Consider the following 17,155-nt stretch of genomic DNA (forward strand, 5'->3'; position numbering starts at 1 on the left):
TACTTCAAGCATTTTTGAGACAAATTATTGTAGGAAACATCTTCTTTTTGCGGGCGATGACAGCTTCGCTGGTACTTATCAATAGAGTATACCCTATTGATAGTTTACTTACGTATTGATTTTACTGTATTATTGAACTGCCATATACACTTGTCTTTTGATTTACTGTTTTGGGAGGGATATTATGATTTTTGGTTATGCACGTGTCTCATCTTTTGATCAAAATTTGGATTCTCAGATTGAACAATTGCGAAATGCAAACGTAGATCAAATTGTTCATGAAAAAGTGTCAGGCGTACAAAATAAAAAAGAGGAATTACAACAACTACTGAATCGATTGGTTAAAGGGGATACACTCATCGTTACAAGGATGGACCGTCTCGGGAGAAATACAAAGCAATTGTTAGAGCTCATTGAAGAGTTAGAAGGACGTGGCATTCATTTAGTGATATTGAATCTCGGGATTGATACGAGAACGCCTTCCGGAAAATTCATTCTAACGGTTATGTCTGCATTTAGTGAGCTAGATCGCACGATGATTAAAGAAAAACAACAAGCTGGCATTGCGATTGCGAAAAGGAAAGGAACCTACAAAGGCAAAAAACAGAGATTCACTTTAAAACATGAAGGCGTCAGACACGCAATGGAGTTACATGAGACCACCAACAAACCAATAAAGGAAATCTGTAAAATCACCAATATAAGTGAAGCCACTTTTTATCGCCGGTGGAGAGAGTATAAGAAGCAGAAAAGTGAGCTTCCTACATCTACACACTAATAATTAAAGCCTGAATTCTCGTCATTGTTGCTTGAAATTAGGCTTTTTTATATGTTGTATTTCCTTAGCGTTGTAAATCCGTATTTTCCTGACGCTACCCCTACTAGGTTGCATATTTATTAAAATATACATTAAAGAAACTATTCAAAAGTGCAATGAGAACCAAATACTTTTAAGAAATCCCACTACATAATTTTTACCCTAACCAGTTTTACTCTGTTCTTCTTAGACATTTGCAATTTGTAGCAGTTTTTCCCATTTTACAATCCCCATTCTCTCCCCAGATCTTTTAGGAATATAAATTAAATAAAGCATAATAATCTCCTCCTCTTTTCTAACAGTGTTGGAAGTTTGGAAAAGAGGAAAAGTGACCCTGCAATAGGGTGCCCTAAAGTAAAGAGATAAGGTTAGGAGGAAGGGAGGGATATACTTTAAAAAGTGAAGAAAAAACATAAATATATATAATTGTTTTTTTCTAATTCAGATTTTGTTGCATTTATAATTTTATATAGGAAAACATTAACTTAAACTAACGGTGCTGCTTAGTCCAAGAAGGACTTGTTAAACTAATTAAAGAATAAACTAGTATATGGAGATAGGTATTTTCATCCTGAAACAAATTACGATAGGGAATTGGTTATTAGAGATTGATATGGAAAAGACACGAGACTTCTATGAAAAAGGCATTGAGGTATGTAATTGTCTATACTGTAATAATTTTGTTGAGTGGAGACCATTTAATACATGCCTGTTTTGATAATAATAATAAATTATTAAGTGCAGATATCTAATGATATTTAATTGAATTTATTAGGTGTTTTTCAAATAAACTATTTATATTTATTTTGTTATAGTGGCCAAATTGAAAATGAATATTATGAAACCGCCTCAGAATACTTCAATCACTCTTCTACATTAAAACTCTTTCCCATTCTTTTGAAACGATCAAAAAAGATCCTATAAAATTTTTACAAAATGGTTCTAAAACTTGTCCTACATTACTATATATCTAGTAGAAGTGGAAAAACGGAAAAGTAACCCTGTGAAAAGAATGGAGGAGAGGATCTATAGTGACCTATATCAATCCGTTATTTAATGAACAGAAAATAATAAAAGAAGAAGCGCCTAAAAAAACATTGCCACCCAGTAAGCCTCCTAGGAAAATCAGTTCCGATAAAACGCATAATATCAAGTTCCCAGTTAATAAAATAGAACAAATGAAATTAAAGTCATTATGTAAACAAGTAAACAGAATACATGCGGATGTCAGGAAGGATCCTATCACCCAAACGAAATTTAATACCGCTATTCTTCGATTTGGCTTGCTGCATTTAGAGATAATTTCATGGGACAAGCCCTACTCGGATACGAAACAATATATGCATACAAATATTTTAGAAAGTGAATACGAGGAAATTGGCGGGCCACATGGCTTATCCGTGCGGAAGAATGGATCGGACCGAAAAATTGTTTATTACATTATAAGTTCTGTATTAACTTGGCTGGAGGGGGAAGGGAACATTGAAAAAGTCATTAAGCAGCTTTAATCTGCTTCAAGGGAAATTAGGAAATGAAAATTCGCAAAGCAAGGGGTTCCTTCATTCTTTATTCACGGAAAGAAAATACATCACCCTCAAAATTCCTTATTATGCGTATTTACGAGGAAAAATCTTTATCGAAGATCTTCGCGATAATTATGAAGAGGATGTCCCATACCAGTTTGACGTAGCTTTTTTAATTCATATGCTCTATACAGACTTTATGGATCAAGTAAAAAAGGGAGTTAAAAATGAAGAAGTAGCTGCTTATTTGAAGAAGGGAAAAACAAAGTACTTTAAGAAAAAGGAAAAAAGAGTATTAAAGCCAATCACTAATTACATTCTGAAATTAGAAACAGTGGAAGAGCCGGAAACAGAATTGGAATCAAAAAGAGAAGAAAAGAGTGCTTATATTGAAATGCGTATGAAAGAAAAAGTAATCCTTCGAGGAGAAGTTCTTCTATTTGATTTGGAACCTTATTTAAGTGGGGTATCCGTTTCAGTAGAAGAATTAATTTCCATTATCTATTTAGATTTCATCTCTTCCACTGCTCAGCAGGGGAATTCTACAAAAATCCAATCTTCCATTGTTCAAAGTCTGAAAAACTAGCTTCATTCATCAAATATGAACCAACTTAGGTGGTCCACTTTTTTCTTTTTTTAGTAAATGGGTTGCACTTGGTGAAATACTATTTCATTTGTTGCTTTGAAATAAAGTTTGATCATTTCCCTTTGGAAAAATAATAAATTCGATGTGCTGTTAGTCCTTAAAATAGAATAGAATAGCCGTTTATTGTAGTTTCTTCCCTTCGCAGCATTTGAATAACTCTTTCTTTTACAGGAAATAAAGGAGTCGCTCCATACCAGATAAGTCTTTACCTGTGGATATTTTGGCATCGTTCTTAATCGTAAATGGATTGCTGCAGACACCCTTTTTTTCTCCATAGCAAAATAAAGGGATATTTATACTCATGTTATTGCTTGAGACATACGAAAAAAAACATAGCTTTTAATCGGCTCTGTTCCAATTTTCATCCTCATCTTGTAAGTATGGGATGTCCCCTATTTTTTCATTTAATGAGTAGCGGCAATATATCTGTTGTTCAAAATGGGGGCGGGAACATCTGTAAGTATCAATATTGGTTCTTTTTCACATATTATACATGACTAATATATTAATCCTTTACTAATAAGCTTTTTTTATTTTAGGTCTTGATAAAAAATGAAATAAGCAGTATACATTAAACTTTCTAATGTTCCCTATAAAGACTTATGTGGTATAATTTTTATAAGATAAGGAAATAATATCTTAAAAACAATTGAGGTATTATTATGAAACAAAGAAAAAAGGGTGATATCGGTATGATCACAGTTTCTTTAAAGGATATTGCAAATAGAGCTAAGATCAATGCGAATGTACGTAAAAACTCAATTGAAACTTTTAACAAAGAAATACAACGTAAAAACATGAATCAAGGTAGAATGAGACCTAGGGATCCAGATGAGGCTAAAATTCTTTCCATGTTCTCTAGAAAATAACCATGAACATTGAACAAGCTAAATATAGACTAAAAGAAATAGAAAGTTTTGAAAAGTACGACGCAATGATACACACAGCTTCCATTATTACACAACTTTTAGATAAATATAACATTAAACCAATCATCGTAGGTGGATTATCAGTAGAGATATACACTCAAAATGATTATGTCACAAGGGATATAGATTTTGTATCAGATGGACATCAAATTATTGAGGATGTTCTTTTTTCTTTGGATTTCAAAAAAGAAGGTAAAAATTATTACCATTCTGGAATTGAAATTGCTGTAGAAATACCAGATAATGACTTAGCTGGTAGTTACGATAAGGTAGCTAAAGTAGATATAGATAATGAAAATTATGTTTATCTAATTTCAGTTGAAGATATAATACTGGATAGATTAAAAGCAGCGGTTCATTGGAATTCTGAACAAGACACAATATGGGGATTTAGATTATTAGTTCTACATTTTGAAGAAGTAGATTTAGAGTATTTAAGACAAAATACAGAAACAAAAATAGAATTAGATGAAATAAACAACTGGATTGATCAATTACAAAGAGATATACATTAGTCGTTGTAAATTTTTAATAATCTTCCTTCAAAGAGTTCTTTATTTTTGTATCCATCAAAGTTATTATTAGCATGTTTAAAAACTAATGGAAAATACCTAGTGTGATTTAAACAAACGTTTGATTAATTTCAATAAGTGTAATAAGCATATGAAAGAGATCTTTTCAAAAGCTCTCGAGTAGCCTATCGCTTTTCTAAATCTCCCCTTTCTTATAGGATTAAATCTTTACAGTGGATAACTATTCCTGAAAGTGCCGGTACTGTATCTACTGATAAAAAAGTTTGTATAAGAGTTATATTTTGGAACACCAGAAAGATATCTTGATGGTGTTCCAACTAAATATAAAGAATAATTTGTCGCTGCATCTGATAGTGGTAGGTTGTGGTAGTCAATAATGAATGGTAAGATGTTAGAATGAAAAAGGGTTGTTGATCTACTTTGAAGAAACTACTTGTTGCAAATCTCCTTTTATTCTCAGGGCTCATTTATTTGATAGTAAAAATTTCAAAGAAAACTGTATATCTATCAAAGTTTTCTGTTGAAGCTGATAATCCAGTAAGTCTTAGTTTAAGATATATAAGTATTAATACTGGATTTGAGAAGGGTGATCCAGGTTCAATTTATCATATATGGCTACCACCAATTTATGTTTTGGTTTTATTAGCGATAATCCTTATTATATTATCATTTAAAAAGAAGTAGGGATTTTAGCGAGTAAACTGGATTTCCATCCGTGTTTACTCGCTTTTTCAATAGCAGAGGAATTATTAGGCGTTTCTCTTATATACTTTTTTTATAAGGTTAACAATCAATAATTAATTATTATAAAAGGTTTATTTTTATCTTAATTAGAGGATGATAATCAAATAAATATTATCATAATCCTATTTCAAATAAAAGTTCTTCTTTCTTTCACTTATTTATTCCTTCGTTTATCCAACTTTTCAGCAGCTAATTTCGCTTTTTCTCTTGTTGTATTGATGTAGAGAAGCGATATATCGGATTGAGTATGCCCTAATTGATTCATGATTAGTGGGATATCTCCGCCCGTTTGTTCGGCCAAATTCGTAGCATACGTATGTCTTAATTTATGAGGTGACATTCGTTTATCAAAAGACTTCGTATATTTATAAACAATATCCTCCACTGCTCTATTTGTTAAAGGTTCTGTTTTTCCTCTATATAATTTGACAAAAACAAATTCATTTTCGCTGTCACCAGCTTTATATTTTTCTTTTCGAACTTGTAAATATTCTACAACATCCTGAAGGGAAGAGGGGGTAACCGAAACAGTATCCTTTTTTCCGCCTTTCCGAATAACGCTAACCTCACTGGAGGTTACATCTAAATCTTTTAATCGTAAAGACGTTAACTCATTTACCCGCATTCCACTGCCTAAAAATAGGGATAATATCGCAAAATTCCTTTCTTTATCCCGCTTATAATACCGGAGTTCAGCAGGGGATAGGGAAGCTTCATAGTGTTGCTCGATATAGTCTAAAAATTCTACATCGTGATCATCAATAAATATTTTTTCTGTAATCTTTTTTGCTCGTTCATTAAAGGTTTCCGAAACCTTTTTAATCGGAATCTTTTTCATCACATTCCGGTGAAAGTATGGCTCGCCAGCATGAATTTCCGCTTCAATCGTTAAGTAATTGAAAAGGGAACGAAGGGAAGACTTGTGCCGATTAACGGTTTTGGGGCTAATTTGCTTGATTTCATCATCTTTTTCCGAAGCTTTATATTTTTTTCTTGCGATATGTTTAAAGTAATTTTGTGCATCAGATAAGGGAAGGGAGCCCAAAGCCTCAACAGGAATTTCTTTTATCGTAGAACAGCTAACAATCTGTTCGCTTAAAAGCCATTCGAAAAACTCTTTAAAATCCCTTACATAGTTAAATAGTGTAAGAGGAGAACGGATGTCCAGTTTATCATCCACATACTGAACAACGTAAAAAGGCATTTCTTTCAAAAGTTCTTCTAACCGTTTCTGATAATATTCATGCTGCTTTGTAATGGCCAATAGATTTCACCTCTTTGTTCTCTATTAAGAACAAATGTTCGTATAATACAATTTTTACGAACACTTGTTAACATAATTTTTTTATAGTAAACTTAACATCTGAAATTAGTATTTTAATCTTTTAATAAATATGTATTTCTTCCAAGACCATTAATTTGATCTTTATAACCTAGTAACTGCCTTAACCTTGTATTAGGGTATTGCAGCATGACTCTTAAATCTTTTGTGGAAATACCAGGATACTCTACCAATACTTTTTGAATTCTAGTTATTTCATCTACATCGTATTTTGTTTTATATAGCATAAAAGGGGAGAGGTATTCTGCAATATTTATTTGGGTTAGTTCTTCATTACCAGTCCATTAAAATAATCGAATTTGATGTTGAAAACGATTGATATTATTTCCTTCAGAAAAAAAACGATAAATCAAATCACTTTTAACTATTGATCTATCAGTATTTTCTAGATAGCTTTCTTCGAGTAAAAAAACGACGATGCCCATAAAAGTGTCTACAATTTGTAAGGGAATAGATTTTTTGGAATCCTGAGAAATAACTTTAGTGACACGATAATTTTTATTTCTATATGCAGAGTGCGCATTCATTTGTTCAATGATCTTTTCATTTAGAAATAATTTATCATATTCATCATTACTATCAATTTTTATCTTAACTTGAACTAGATCTGTATTATTTCCGATATGTGATAGGTCCCTCGTTAGTCCATAAAACAATCTTTCTGGTATTTTTATATAGAAAAGATTTCTTAGTTCCGTTGCAGATAAACCAATTTTATCTGCAGAGGAAAAAGCATCCTCATTATTAACAATTAATATATTTATTCTAATATTTTCGTTTATAACTTTATGTAACGTTTGCAGATACTTTTTTAAATGGTAGTCCTTTTTATATTCACGGAAGTGGAGCTCACTACTAGAATTACAATTCAAAAAGATTTTCCTAATTTGTTTAACCAGTTTAGCTAAATCTTTATCAGTACCACTATATGCTCCATAGTATGAAAACTCTTTATTAAACTGATCGATTTTATTGGACCCATCAAAGTATATTAAATAATTCATCGTCCACTCCTTCGTACACTATTATTGACTTATGATGTATAAATGGTATAATTACATCATAAATTAATAGTGTTACTTTCTCTGCTACCGATTTTGTAGAGCTGGTAACATTGGGTTAAAAATAGCTTTTCCCCGCTACCGATCTTGTGGGGCTGAGCTATTTTTTTATTCTAATAGTATGTATTAAATAACTACGCGTTCATGTGAGCGACCGAATTTATTGATGGATTATAAGTACGCACTCATGTGAGTGTCTGAAAATTAATCGACTTTTCAGAAGAGTGTTCCGTAATATGGAATGCTCTTTGTTTTATTATACCAAACATACGTTTGATACGTCTATATATAATTATTCGTAAAAGAGGTATTATACGAATAGTATGTAATAACCTCTAAAGTTCAGAAAACAATTGTACCACATCTCTTTTGTTCCTTATTGGCGTTTATTATTATCTTCGTTAAATTAGAATTTAACGCAAACTTAAAAGCCGTTGCTTTAAATTAGTCTTATAAGAATAGTCTTAGATTAAACTAAAAAAGAAAGCTGTTTTCGCTTCCTCTTTTAGTTTTTCACTTTTTATCAAAGAGTACCCTATAGATACCATGTTAGGAACCCTACTTAATTTCTAGTAGTAATTCTCTTATTTTTTCATGAGCATTTAATTCTCTTGCAAAATCAAGGTACTTTTGTAAATGTTCCTTTAAATTTTGATAATAAGGAAACAATGTGAAAAAATCTGTTCATTTAGGGGCTTTAGAAATATTTAATTATAATGAAAAGATAAAAAGAAAGTATCTAAATCTTTTATAAGGTAGTCTAAGGTAGAATAATCACAGTTAATGTAAGTAGATAATTGATCTTCATCTTCCAACTTTTTATAATTAACAATAAAATCGAAACCATTATTAATTTTATTAAACCTTAATACTACTTCATCTGACATGGATTTAAAAACCAGATTTTCCTCTTGATCTTTCGATAGTCTTTTTATACTTTTATAAAAGTCATAAATATCTTTGTTAGTAAAATAAAAACTATTAGTCTTTGCTGAATACCCTTTACATTTAATATTTAAAGCGGCTTCGAATTCATAACCTAAGTCAAACTCATCCGCTTCATAAAAATTGATTAATTCTATTTCACAAAACCAGTCAGAATATGCAATTTTAAATATTTTCACTAGAATAGCTCCTTATCTTCGATATAAAAAGTGTCTAACGGCTTTTCTTTTTTTGTTATAAACAACTTCTAATTTATATTTTTTGTTGTTTTTATACATATTAGTTGTATACTTTGAATACCCTTTTGCCCCATCTTTCGTTTTTTTACCATAAACAATAGCCCTCGCTTGAAGATATCTAGGAACATACCTACCTGTTTCTCCCATATGCCTGTTTGCAGTTGAATCAAATTTCATACTTTTTGCTATTTTGTAAACCTTTCTAGCTTTATAAGCTCTATAAGCAACTCTTCCTGCCTTAAATGCAGCCCCACCAACTAATCCTACTCCTGCCGCTACTGCCGCAGCCTTCCAACCACCTTTTTTATAAGCTTTATAACCATAATATGCGGAGACTCCTAAGTTTACAGCAAGCCAAAAGAAATCACCATCCGGATCTACCTGTAACACCGGATTATTTCCTGCATACATATATCCATTCTGAGAAATTGGATCATCGTCATCACCAGGATGAGGGTCTAACGCTAAGAAATTACCATTTAGAGGATCGTAATATCTTGCTTTTAAATAATAATGCTTGGTTTCCTGATCATAATAATAACTAGCATATCGAATAGAATTCTCTTTCGCAATCGTACTATTTTCACTTAAGACATTCCCGTATGCATCGTATGTGTAGGATCCTACTTCTACTCCTGTACTATCAACAATACTTGTCACATCACCGCGTTGGTTTGTCCAAAAATAGTAGGTCTTGGTTTGCCATGCTCCGGATGCATTTTTATCTTTTACAACCATTCCAACTACTTTTCCAGCTTCATTCCATTGGTAGTAGCGATATTTTTGTACTGGGATTTTGTTGCATATTTATAGAAAAGAAGCCAAGCTAAAAAAATTGGCTTCTTTTCTACTATTCTTCATTTTGAATTATATATATCTTTATAGGTTGAAACTTAGATATACCGTTAATCCTACGATTAGGATGCTGATGAAAGTCCAGACTAAGAATGATTCTTCTTTTTCCGTAATTAATGACAATCGTTTCCCAACCATCATATTCTGTGTCATGCTTTTCTGCCAACTCTATTAAAAGATCTGTTACTTTTTTTTAACGTAATCAACAAAATCAGTTCTTGAAATCAAACATTAAATATTTCCCCTCATCATCTATTATTTCTTCTTCGATGGCCACCCCCTGCATTCTTTGCAGCTTTTATGAATAACTTGAACATTTTTATAGCTATAACTGGTTAGTATGTAAATATTTAGGTCGATTATAAGATCCAGAAAATTCTAAATTTCAAAATGAATATTTTTTATTCTATTTTCATTCGAAAAGAAGATTTTTTAATAGAATTATGTTCTTTTTTGTATATGAAATACACTATTTATAACTTAATATTATTGGAAAGAAAATTTAAAATTATTAGATTATTAAGAAAGGAGCAAGCTTTTATATTGAAAAGCGAGCCAGGAAAATCAACATAAAGTATTAACTGGAGGAAAGTAGATGAAACTTTTTCGAAAAAAAATCGATAGACTTATTATTGTCACAAGCAAACCATAAAGGATCCCATTTAAAAAAGGACTTAGGTGGATTTGATTTAACGATGTTGGGAATAGGAGCAACTATTGGAACCGGTATTTTCGTATTAACTGGAGTGGCTGCTTCCTTACATGCTGGTCCCGCATTAGTTATTTCTTTTATATTATCTGGACTTGCGTGTTTATTTGCTGCTCTTTGTTATTCTGAATTTGCTTCATCAGTACCTACATCAGGAAGTGCATATACATTTAGCTATGCCACATTTGGTGAGTTGATTGCATGGATATTAGGCTGGGATCTTATTTTAGAATATGGATTGGCTTCTTCAGCGGTAGCAAGTGGATGGTCTGGATATTTTCAAGGACTTTTATCAGGATTTGGTATACAATTACCAACGGCTATAACGAGTGCTTACAACCCTAATAATGGGACATTTATTGATTTGCCAGCTATTTTAATTATTTTTCTTATAACAACACTCCTTATTAGTGGAGTGAAAAAATCATCCCGATTTAATAGCATTATGGTTATTGTCAAAGTTAGTGTTATTTTATTGTTTATTTTCGTAGGGGTTAATTATGTTCAGCCGGAAAACTGGACACCATTTATGCCGTTTGGCTTTTCTGGCGTAGCTGTTGGAGCTGCTACCGTATTTTTTGCTTATTTAGGGTTTGATGCAGTAGCAACAGCAGCAGAAGAAGTGAAGAATCCTCAACGAAATATGCCAATTGGAATCATCTCTTCACTTGCTGTTTGTACCGTTCTTTATATTGTTGTGAGTTTAATTCTTACTGGAATTATCCCTTATACGGAACTAAATGTAAAAAGTCCAGTAGCTTTTGCTCTTCAATATATTCAACAAGATTGGGTTGCTGGTTTTATTTCTCTAGGAGCTATTGTAGGGATCACAACGGTTTTACTTGTAATGCTTTATGCTCAAACAAGATTATTTTATTCGATTAGCCGTGATGGATTATTGCCAAAAGCTTTATCTAAAGTTAATAAAAAAACAAAAACACCGGTTGCCAACACTGTAATTACTGGTGCAATTGTAGCTGTTTTTGCAGGCTGTGTTCCATTAAATAAGCTGGCTGAGTTGACTAATATCGGAACATTATTTGCATTTATCGTTGTATCTATAGGGATATTAGTTTTAAGAAAAACGCAACCAGAACTGAAAAGGCCTTTTAAAGTGCCCTTTGTACCAGTTGTTCCAATTTTATCGGTTTTATTTTGTGGATTTTTAATTATTCAGCTCCCGGCGTCCACTTGGATTAGCTTTGGGATTTGGATGGTGATTGGCTTGGTTGTTTATTTCGCTTATGGGAGAAAAAATAGTGAATTAGCAAAAACGGAAAAGAAAGATAATGCAGCATAGCTATTTATAAAAATAAACTGTGATAAAAGGAAATATTTTTTTGGAAGTTATTCTAACTAAGAAAAGAGGAGTTTAAAATGAAAAAGTTTTTAACATCTATTTTATTGGGATTAATTATTGTGTTAGGTTTAAGTGCATGTACTCAAAATGCGAAGGAAAATCAGACAGCAGAGAAAAAGGAAACAAAAGGCAATGACCAAATCTTACAATCACGTCTAGATGAAATTTTAGATAAAGGGATTATTCGCGTCGGAACAATGGGTGACTACAAACCTTTTACTTATATGAATCCGTCAACCAAACAATTTGAAGGATTTGATATAGACGCAGCAAATCTTTTAGCAAAAGACTTAGGGGTTAAAATAGAATTTGTACAAACTTCTTGGCAGACCTTAATAAAGGACCTGCAGGATGATAAATTTGATATAGCTATGGGAGGAATTACAAGGAATTTTGAAAGACAGAAGGTAGGTCATTTGAGTCCAGCCTATTTTACAGATGGAAAAATCCCCTTAATTCGAGATGAAGATAAAGATCGTTTTAAAAGTCTTAAAGACATTAACCAGTCTTCTGTACGAATTGGTGTAAATCCTGGAGGCACAAATGAAAAATTTGTTAGAGCGAATTTATCTAATGCACAGATTACAGTTGTTAATAACAATTTAGATATCCCCAAAATGGTTGCAGAAGGAAAAGTCGATGTCATGATTACAGATAGTGTAGAAGCAAGAAATTATGAAAAAAGCGACAAGCGTTTATATGCTGCTTTAAGAGATAAGCCATTCACTATTTTTGATTTAGGATACTTAATGCATCGAGATGACTTAGCTTTTCAAAATTGGGTAAACCTTTGGGTAGAAGAACATAAGCTCCAAGGTACATTTAATGACTTAGAGAAAAAATGGATGGATTAATTCACTAATTTTATATGGGGTTTTCTTTATATAGCTGCAGTTCTCTTTCAATAGAGGGCTGCTTTTTTTGTGGGATTTCATCTTTCAAAATGAATAAAAAAAGATAAAAAATGATTCTATATGATAATAAACATTGGATATATACTTCGGTTTTGTATATAAAATCAGTCATTTATATTCTATTATGTATAGTGTGAGTATTGAGCAAATAATTAATTGAATTCACTAAACGGAGGAATTGTAAAGATGACAACTATAACAGCTAGGAAAAATCTTGAGAATATTCATGCATATGTTGCTGGAAAGCCTATTGAAGAGGTGCAGCGGGAATTAGGACTCGAAAGCATCATTAAATTAGCTTCCAATGAAAATCCTTATGGCTATTCAACATTAGTAAAGGAAGCGATGCTTTCTGAAATGGAACAGACGCATTTTTATCCTGAAGGAATGGCACCGGCATTAGCTGCAAAATTAGCTGGAAAACTAGGCGTTGAGAGGGATCAAATTATTGTTGGCAACGGATCTGACGAAATCATTCGTTTATTAACGAGAAGCTATATTGAGGTAAAAGATGAAGTGATTATGCCTGATGTTACCTTTCCTCGTTATGAAACAAACACATTAATTGAAGGTGGCACCCCAGTGCTTGTTCCACTAGTTGATGGTGTGCACGACTTAAAATCTATGTATAACGCAATTACAGATAGGACGAAGATGATTGTTGTTTGTAACCCCAATAATCCGACAGGAACAATTGCAAAAAAAGCTGAATTGATCGATTTTATTAACAAAATTCCTCAACATATTTTATTAATCATAGATGAAGCATACTATGAATATGTCAATGATGAGGAATATTTAGAGACGATTCCTTTTCTTGAAACGAATCCTAACCTAGTAATTCTTCGCACTTTTTCAAAAATTTATGGATTAGCTTCCCTGCGCATTGGCTATGGCATTATGCATCCATCTATTATCGAAGAACTAATAAAAGTAAAGGATGCCTTTAATACAAATCGAATAGGGCAGGCAGCCGCGTTAGCATCTTTAGACGACGATGGGTTTGTTGAGTATTGTGCTGCAGAAAATACAAAGTGCCGGAAGTATTTAGAAAATGAATTAACAAAAATGGGGTTAGACTATTTCCCATCCCATGCCAACTTCTTAATGATCAAGTTAAAGCAGCATGGAAAAGAAATATTTGATGGATTATTAAAGCAAGGAATTATCATTCGATCTGGCCACTTATTAGGTTATGACCATACAATACGTGTTTCTATTGGAAATCAGCAGGAGAATGAAAAATTTATTAAAGCATTGCAAAATTTTATTGGATCAACTCATAAGTAAGAAGCATAAAAATGAAGAAAACATTAAATATATTGATAGGCTGCTTGGTTGTGAGTGTAGGGGTCCTTATTTTAAGACATTCCCATCTTGTAACAGGCGGAACTGCTGGACTTTCATTAAGTCTGTCCTATCTCATGCATTTGCCTTTTGCCTTTTTATTTTTAATCGTTAATATCCCATTTTATATCTTTTCTTTTATTCGAATGGGGTGGAATTTTACGATATCTACTATTTCAGCTGTCACCATTCTCTCGCTAATAACTGGTATTGATCAGTGGATTCCTTCTTTTTCAATTTTCCCTTTAACAGGGGCCATTATGGGAGGAGTCATCATTGGATTTGGTTTATCTATTCTGTTTTTGAATGGTTCTTCCCTTGGCGGATTTAATATTTTAGCCTTATTTTTACAAAAAAAGCTAAATTGGAATCCTGGCAAAATAAATTTTCTATTTGATTTTATTGTTGTCATTTCTGGAATTTATTTTTTTGGATTTCTAAAAGGACTTTGTTCCATTCTATCCATTGCGATTACATCTAGTATTATCAGCTACTATAAAAATAGAATTGCTGCAACTAATCGTTCTGAAAAAGTAAATTTAATAAAATTCAAAAATGCAACGAATTAGCTTAATACATTAGGAGCAATTGAAGTAGAAATAGTTAAAAAGCCCTATCATATCTTGAACTACACCCCTTAAAAGTAGATGTTGAAAAACCATGGAGTAATTACCTGATAGAGGAAATTACTCCATGGTTTTTCTTCACTTCCACTGGGGCTACATATAAGGGGTAACTGTTTCTTGCTTCTTATCTAATACTTGTATTGATTTATATCCTTTATTTTCATCTTTATGCTGCCACAGTACATCCAAATATTATACGTTTACTACTTTTTTTATCAGGGTCATTAACCTCTTACATAATCTTTTTTTTAAAACAAACCAAGTATATTTACTCCTCCAAGAGAAGAACCATTAAGCAGCTTCTATAAGATAAATACCACCAATAAACGTTTTTCTACGAAGATTTGTTTTTTGTCTAATACGTTCCCCATTATCAAGGCCGGTTTTTAGATGATAATGGTGTTTAATTTTAGAGATTTCTGCTAGTCTTTCTAGTAAAACCTTATTCTACCAGTTATAACACCGCCCCTTTTTCTCTTAATACCAATTTATTTTATTATCGTTATGGGGAATGAAAAATTGTACTGAATGGAGAATCAATTCCTTAATTTCAAAATAAGTAATTAAGAATAAAGTATTGGATGCGTAAAATTTATGTTTGTAAGAATAAATGCTGGGAAATATATTTAATACCCCCTATTTCAATAGCAAAAAAGAAAATTCCTGTTTAAATCGATCCAGGATTTTGATCAAACTTTATTTTTTTCAAGACCTAAATTGTAAAAAGTCATGAAAATTAAAGGGTGATACATATTAGTCACCTATAATATGTATCACCCTTTTACTTTTTGTTTCACGATTGCGAGATTGTTGAATAACATGAAGATGTTATATCGACAATCGTTACCCTGAGAACATAATCCACCCCCTTTAAGACTTCCATGTCTTTAAAAGATTTTTTTAACCCTTTTACAGAAATCGCTGCATTGCTCATACTTTTTTCCTCCTTATAAAAAGCGCCTTGCGAAACTAGATTGCCTATACACTTCTATTTAGTCTGACCGATAATCTGTATTACTTAGTACCGGGATGAAAATATAACTGAATAACGAAGGTGGCAATTTTTGCAACCAGCCATTCAGTCGGTATTATCTATTGAATTCACTTTTTTCCCAATCGCTTCATAATACTCTGATTCAAATCTTCACGATACTTGGCGACATAGGTTTTAGCGTTTGCCACTAGTTCGTCAGCAAAGGACGCCACGTCATCCCCAGTGATTTCCAGCACTTGTCTGCCTTCCGCCGCACCGGCTTCGAACAACTCGATTAATTCATACTGCATGTGCAGCATATCCATCCCGTTGCCCGCTGAGAAATTCCACATGTAGTTTTGAATTTTCTTAAATACAAACTGGTAGTCCTCTGGCAGGGCTTCAACCCGTGCCATCATCTTTTTGTACTCTTTTTTATCACCAATCATTTTTTTAAACATTTCCATCATGTTATTTTTCCTCCTTTTTTTATAAAGCTGAACCAGACACTCCAAAAATATCGGACGGAATATCTTATGAAGCTAGGTTGACTTCAAGACATTAATTTTTGATGATACAAAATCCCATTTTTTCCAAAACAATTCAAGTTCCTTGCGGCCAGCCTCATTAAGTGTGTAAAACTTGCGGGGCGGCCCCATATCTGACGGTTTCTTTTCTAAGTTCACCAGTTTTTTCTTTTCTAATCGCACGAGGATGGTGTAGACCGTCCCTTCCACGACTTCGGTAAACCCAAGCTCGTTCAGGCGGCGGGTAATCTCGTAGCCATAGGTTTCATGACGGCTGATGATTTCCAGCACGCAGCCTTCCAGCGAACCCTTCAGCATTTCAGTTAAATTTTCCATGTTTAGAGCCACCTCTATTTTGTCTGACTTATATTCAGTATAACTTAGTACTGAGGTAAATTTTCACTTAATGGCTTTTCCGAAATCAAGCTATTAAGTATTACTTATTACAAGTACATTGTAACACCGAGTAGCAAGGGTGTCAACTAGACTTTCTAAATATTTTAAAACCAGCTATCCCCATTGTATACAGCCGATTTTCTTTATGGAGCTTTTACTTCCTCCTATGCTTCTTTCACAATGAATACACCACTGATTATTCCCATCCAGATGCTGTACATATGAATATGGCCATTCTATCCCTCCATTATTTTTCGATTATCTTATTCACTACTTGCTCATTAACTTTTTTAAGTAAAAAGCCGTCTTCTGTTTCTATGAACTCACCGAATAGATCTAGAAATTTGTTGTTCATTAGTATATACCTCTTATGTCTTTACTGGATTTATTATAAATTAAAAGCTTTACTCCCTCTAAGAAATAAAGCTAAATATATTTTCTCCCTATTAAAAAACTTATCCTCTTTATTTTACTAAACCCCCTCTATATAGAAAGGAAAATCCCACACCAAATCTTAACACGAATATCCAAATTTGTCTGAGAAGGCTTGTTCCAGAATATGGCCCGTTTGTTGAACAAGCAGAGATGAAGAGCACCGTTCCCGCCCCATAAACTTAACTTTTTTTATATACTTCTACATAAGCAACCATTAATTGCTCTCTAAGTTGT

General features: G+C 32.6%; 17 protein-coding genes and 1 pseudogene. 9 read left to right on the forward strand and 9 right to left on the reverse strand.

Going from position 1 to position 17,155, the window contains the following annotated elements; genetic code table 11:
- Window positions 1-184 precede the first annotated feature (184 nt).
- From ACTYBU_RS16685 to ACTYBU_RS16705, 5 genes are all read left to right on the forward strand, one after another.
- Entirely contained in the window at window positions 185-778 is a 594-nt protein-coding gene (locus ACTYBU_RS16685) for a recombinase family protein (RefSeq protein WP_445491466.1), read from the forward strand.
- Window positions 779-1,848: 1,070 nt separating this feature from the next.
- Window positions 1,849-2,325 (forward strand): hypothetical protein, encoded by a 477-nt coding sequence (locus ACTYBU_RS16690; RefSeq protein ID WP_445491467.1) that lies wholly within the window; start codon window positions 1,849-1,851, stop codon window positions 2,323-2,325.
- A complete protein-coding gene (locus tag ACTYBU_RS16695; RefSeq protein ID WP_445491468.1) occupies window positions 2,300-2,926 on the forward strand; it encodes a hypothetical protein in 627 nt (208 codons plus the stop codon). Before ACTYBU_RS16690 ends, ACTYBU_RS16695 begins: the two co-directional genes overlap by 26 nt.
- Window positions 2,927-3,648: 722 nt before the next feature.
- Window positions 3,649-3,855, forward strand: coding sequence for a hypothetical protein (locus ACTYBU_RS16700; RefSeq protein ID WP_445491469.1), 207 nt, complete (start codon window positions 3,649-3,651; stop codon window positions 3,853-3,855).
- A gap of 2 nt (window positions 3,856-3,857) precedes the next feature.
- Window positions 3,858-4,430, forward strand: a complete 573-nt coding sequence (locus ACTYBU_RS16705; protein WP_445491470.1) for a DUF6036 family nucleotidyltransferase — start codon at window positions 3,858-3,860, stop codon at window positions 4,428-4,430.
- A 916-nt stretch (window positions 4,431-5,346) separates the two neighbouring features.
- Here the strand turns inward: ACTYBU_RS16705 and xerS are convergent.
- The 6 genes from xerS to ACTYBU_RS16735 all read right to left on the reverse strand — a co-directional run bounded on the left by xerS (window position 5,347) and on the right by ACTYBU_RS16735 (window position 9,517).
- Window positions 5,347-6,456, reverse strand: coding sequence for a tyrosine recombinase XerS (gene xerS / locus ACTYBU_RS16710; RefSeq protein WP_445491472.1), 1,110 nt, complete (start codon window positions 6,454-6,456; stop codon window positions 5,347-5,349).
- Window positions 6,457-6,569: 113 nt separating this feature from the next.
- Window positions 6,570-6,707 (reverse strand): hypothetical protein, encoded by a 138-nt coding sequence (locus ACTYBU_RS16715; RefSeq protein ID WP_445491473.1) that lies wholly within the window; start codon window positions 6,705-6,707, stop codon window positions 6,570-6,572.
- 111 nt (window positions 6,708-6,818) lie between these two features.
- A complete protein-coding gene (locus tag ACTYBU_RS16720; RefSeq protein ID WP_445491475.1) occupies window positions 6,819-7,538 on the reverse strand; it encodes a DUF3800 domain-containing protein in 720 nt (239 codons plus the stop codon).
- A 615-nt stretch (window positions 7,539-8,153) separates the two neighbouring features.
- Window positions 8,154-8,264: a YxiJ family protein gene (locus ACTYBU_RS16725; protein WP_445491476.1), complete on the reverse strand. Its 111-nt coding sequence runs from the start codon at window positions 8,262-8,264 to the stop codon at window positions 8,154-8,156.
- A gap of 38 nt (window positions 8,265-8,302) precedes the next feature.
- Complete coding sequence (locus ACTYBU_RS16730) at window positions 8,303-8,719, reverse strand: WapI family immunity protein (protein WP_445491477.1); 417 nt, start codon at window positions 8,717-8,719, stop codon at window positions 8,303-8,305.
- Window positions 8,720-8,731: 12 nt separating this feature from the next.
- On the reverse strand, window positions 8,732-9,517 hold the full coding sequence (locus ACTYBU_RS16735; protein WP_445491478.1) for an RHS repeat-associated core domain-containing protein: 786 nt from the start codon (window positions 9,515-9,517) through the stop codon (window positions 8,732-8,734).
- Window positions 9,518-10,266: 749 nt separating this feature from the next.
- On the opposite strand from ACTYBU_RS16735, the gene ACTYBU_RS16740 reads away from it, so the two are divergent.
- The 4 genes from ACTYBU_RS16740 to ACTYBU_RS16755 all read left to right on the forward strand — a co-directional run bounded on the left by ACTYBU_RS16740 (window position 10,267) and on the right by ACTYBU_RS16755 (window position 14,533).
- Window positions 10,267-11,643, forward strand: coding sequence for an amino acid permease (locus tag ACTYBU_RS16740; RefSeq protein ID WP_445491480.1), 1,377 nt, complete (start codon window positions 10,267-10,269; stop codon window positions 11,641-11,643).
- Between the two features lie 77 nt (window positions 11,644-11,720).
- Entirely contained in the window at window positions 11,721-12,557 is an 837-nt protein-coding gene (locus tag ACTYBU_RS16745) for a transporter substrate-binding domain-containing protein (protein WP_445491481.1), read from the forward strand.
- 246 nt (window positions 12,558-12,803) lie between these two features.
- Window positions 12,804-13,907 (forward strand): histidinol-phosphate transaminase, encoded by a 1,104-nt coding sequence (gene hisC, locus ACTYBU_RS16750; protein ID WP_445491482.1) that lies wholly within the window; start codon window positions 12,804-12,806, stop codon window positions 13,905-13,907.
- Window positions 13,908-13,918: 11 nt separating this feature from the next.
- A complete protein-coding gene (locus ACTYBU_RS16755) occupies window positions 13,919-14,533 on the forward strand; it encodes a YitT family protein (RefSeq protein WP_445491484.1) in 615 nt (204 codons plus the stop codon).
- 913 nt (window positions 14,534-15,446) lie between these two features.
- On the opposite strand, the pseudogene ACTYBU_RS16760 reads toward ACTYBU_RS16755, so the two are convergent.
- From ACTYBU_RS16760 to ACTYBU_RS16770, 3 genes and pseudogenes are all read right to left on the reverse strand, one after another.
- A pseudogene (locus ACTYBU_RS16760) lies at window positions 15,447-15,524 on the reverse strand (ABC transporter ATP-binding protein); the annotation flags it as partial.
- Window positions 15,525-15,691: 167 nt separating this feature from the next.
- Window positions 15,692-16,033, reverse strand: a complete 342-nt coding sequence (locus ACTYBU_RS16765) for a DUF1048 domain-containing protein (RefSeq protein ID WP_445491486.1) — start codon at window positions 16,031-16,033, stop codon at window positions 15,692-15,694.
- Window positions 16,034-16,105: 72 nt separating this feature from the next.
- A complete protein-coding gene (locus ACTYBU_RS16770; RefSeq protein WP_445491487.1) occupies window positions 16,106-16,426 on the reverse strand; it encodes a PadR family transcriptional regulator in 321 nt (106 codons plus the stop codon).
- Window positions 16,427-17,155: the final 729 nt, after the last annotated feature.

Source organism: Niallia sp. 03133 (assembly GCF_052663225.1).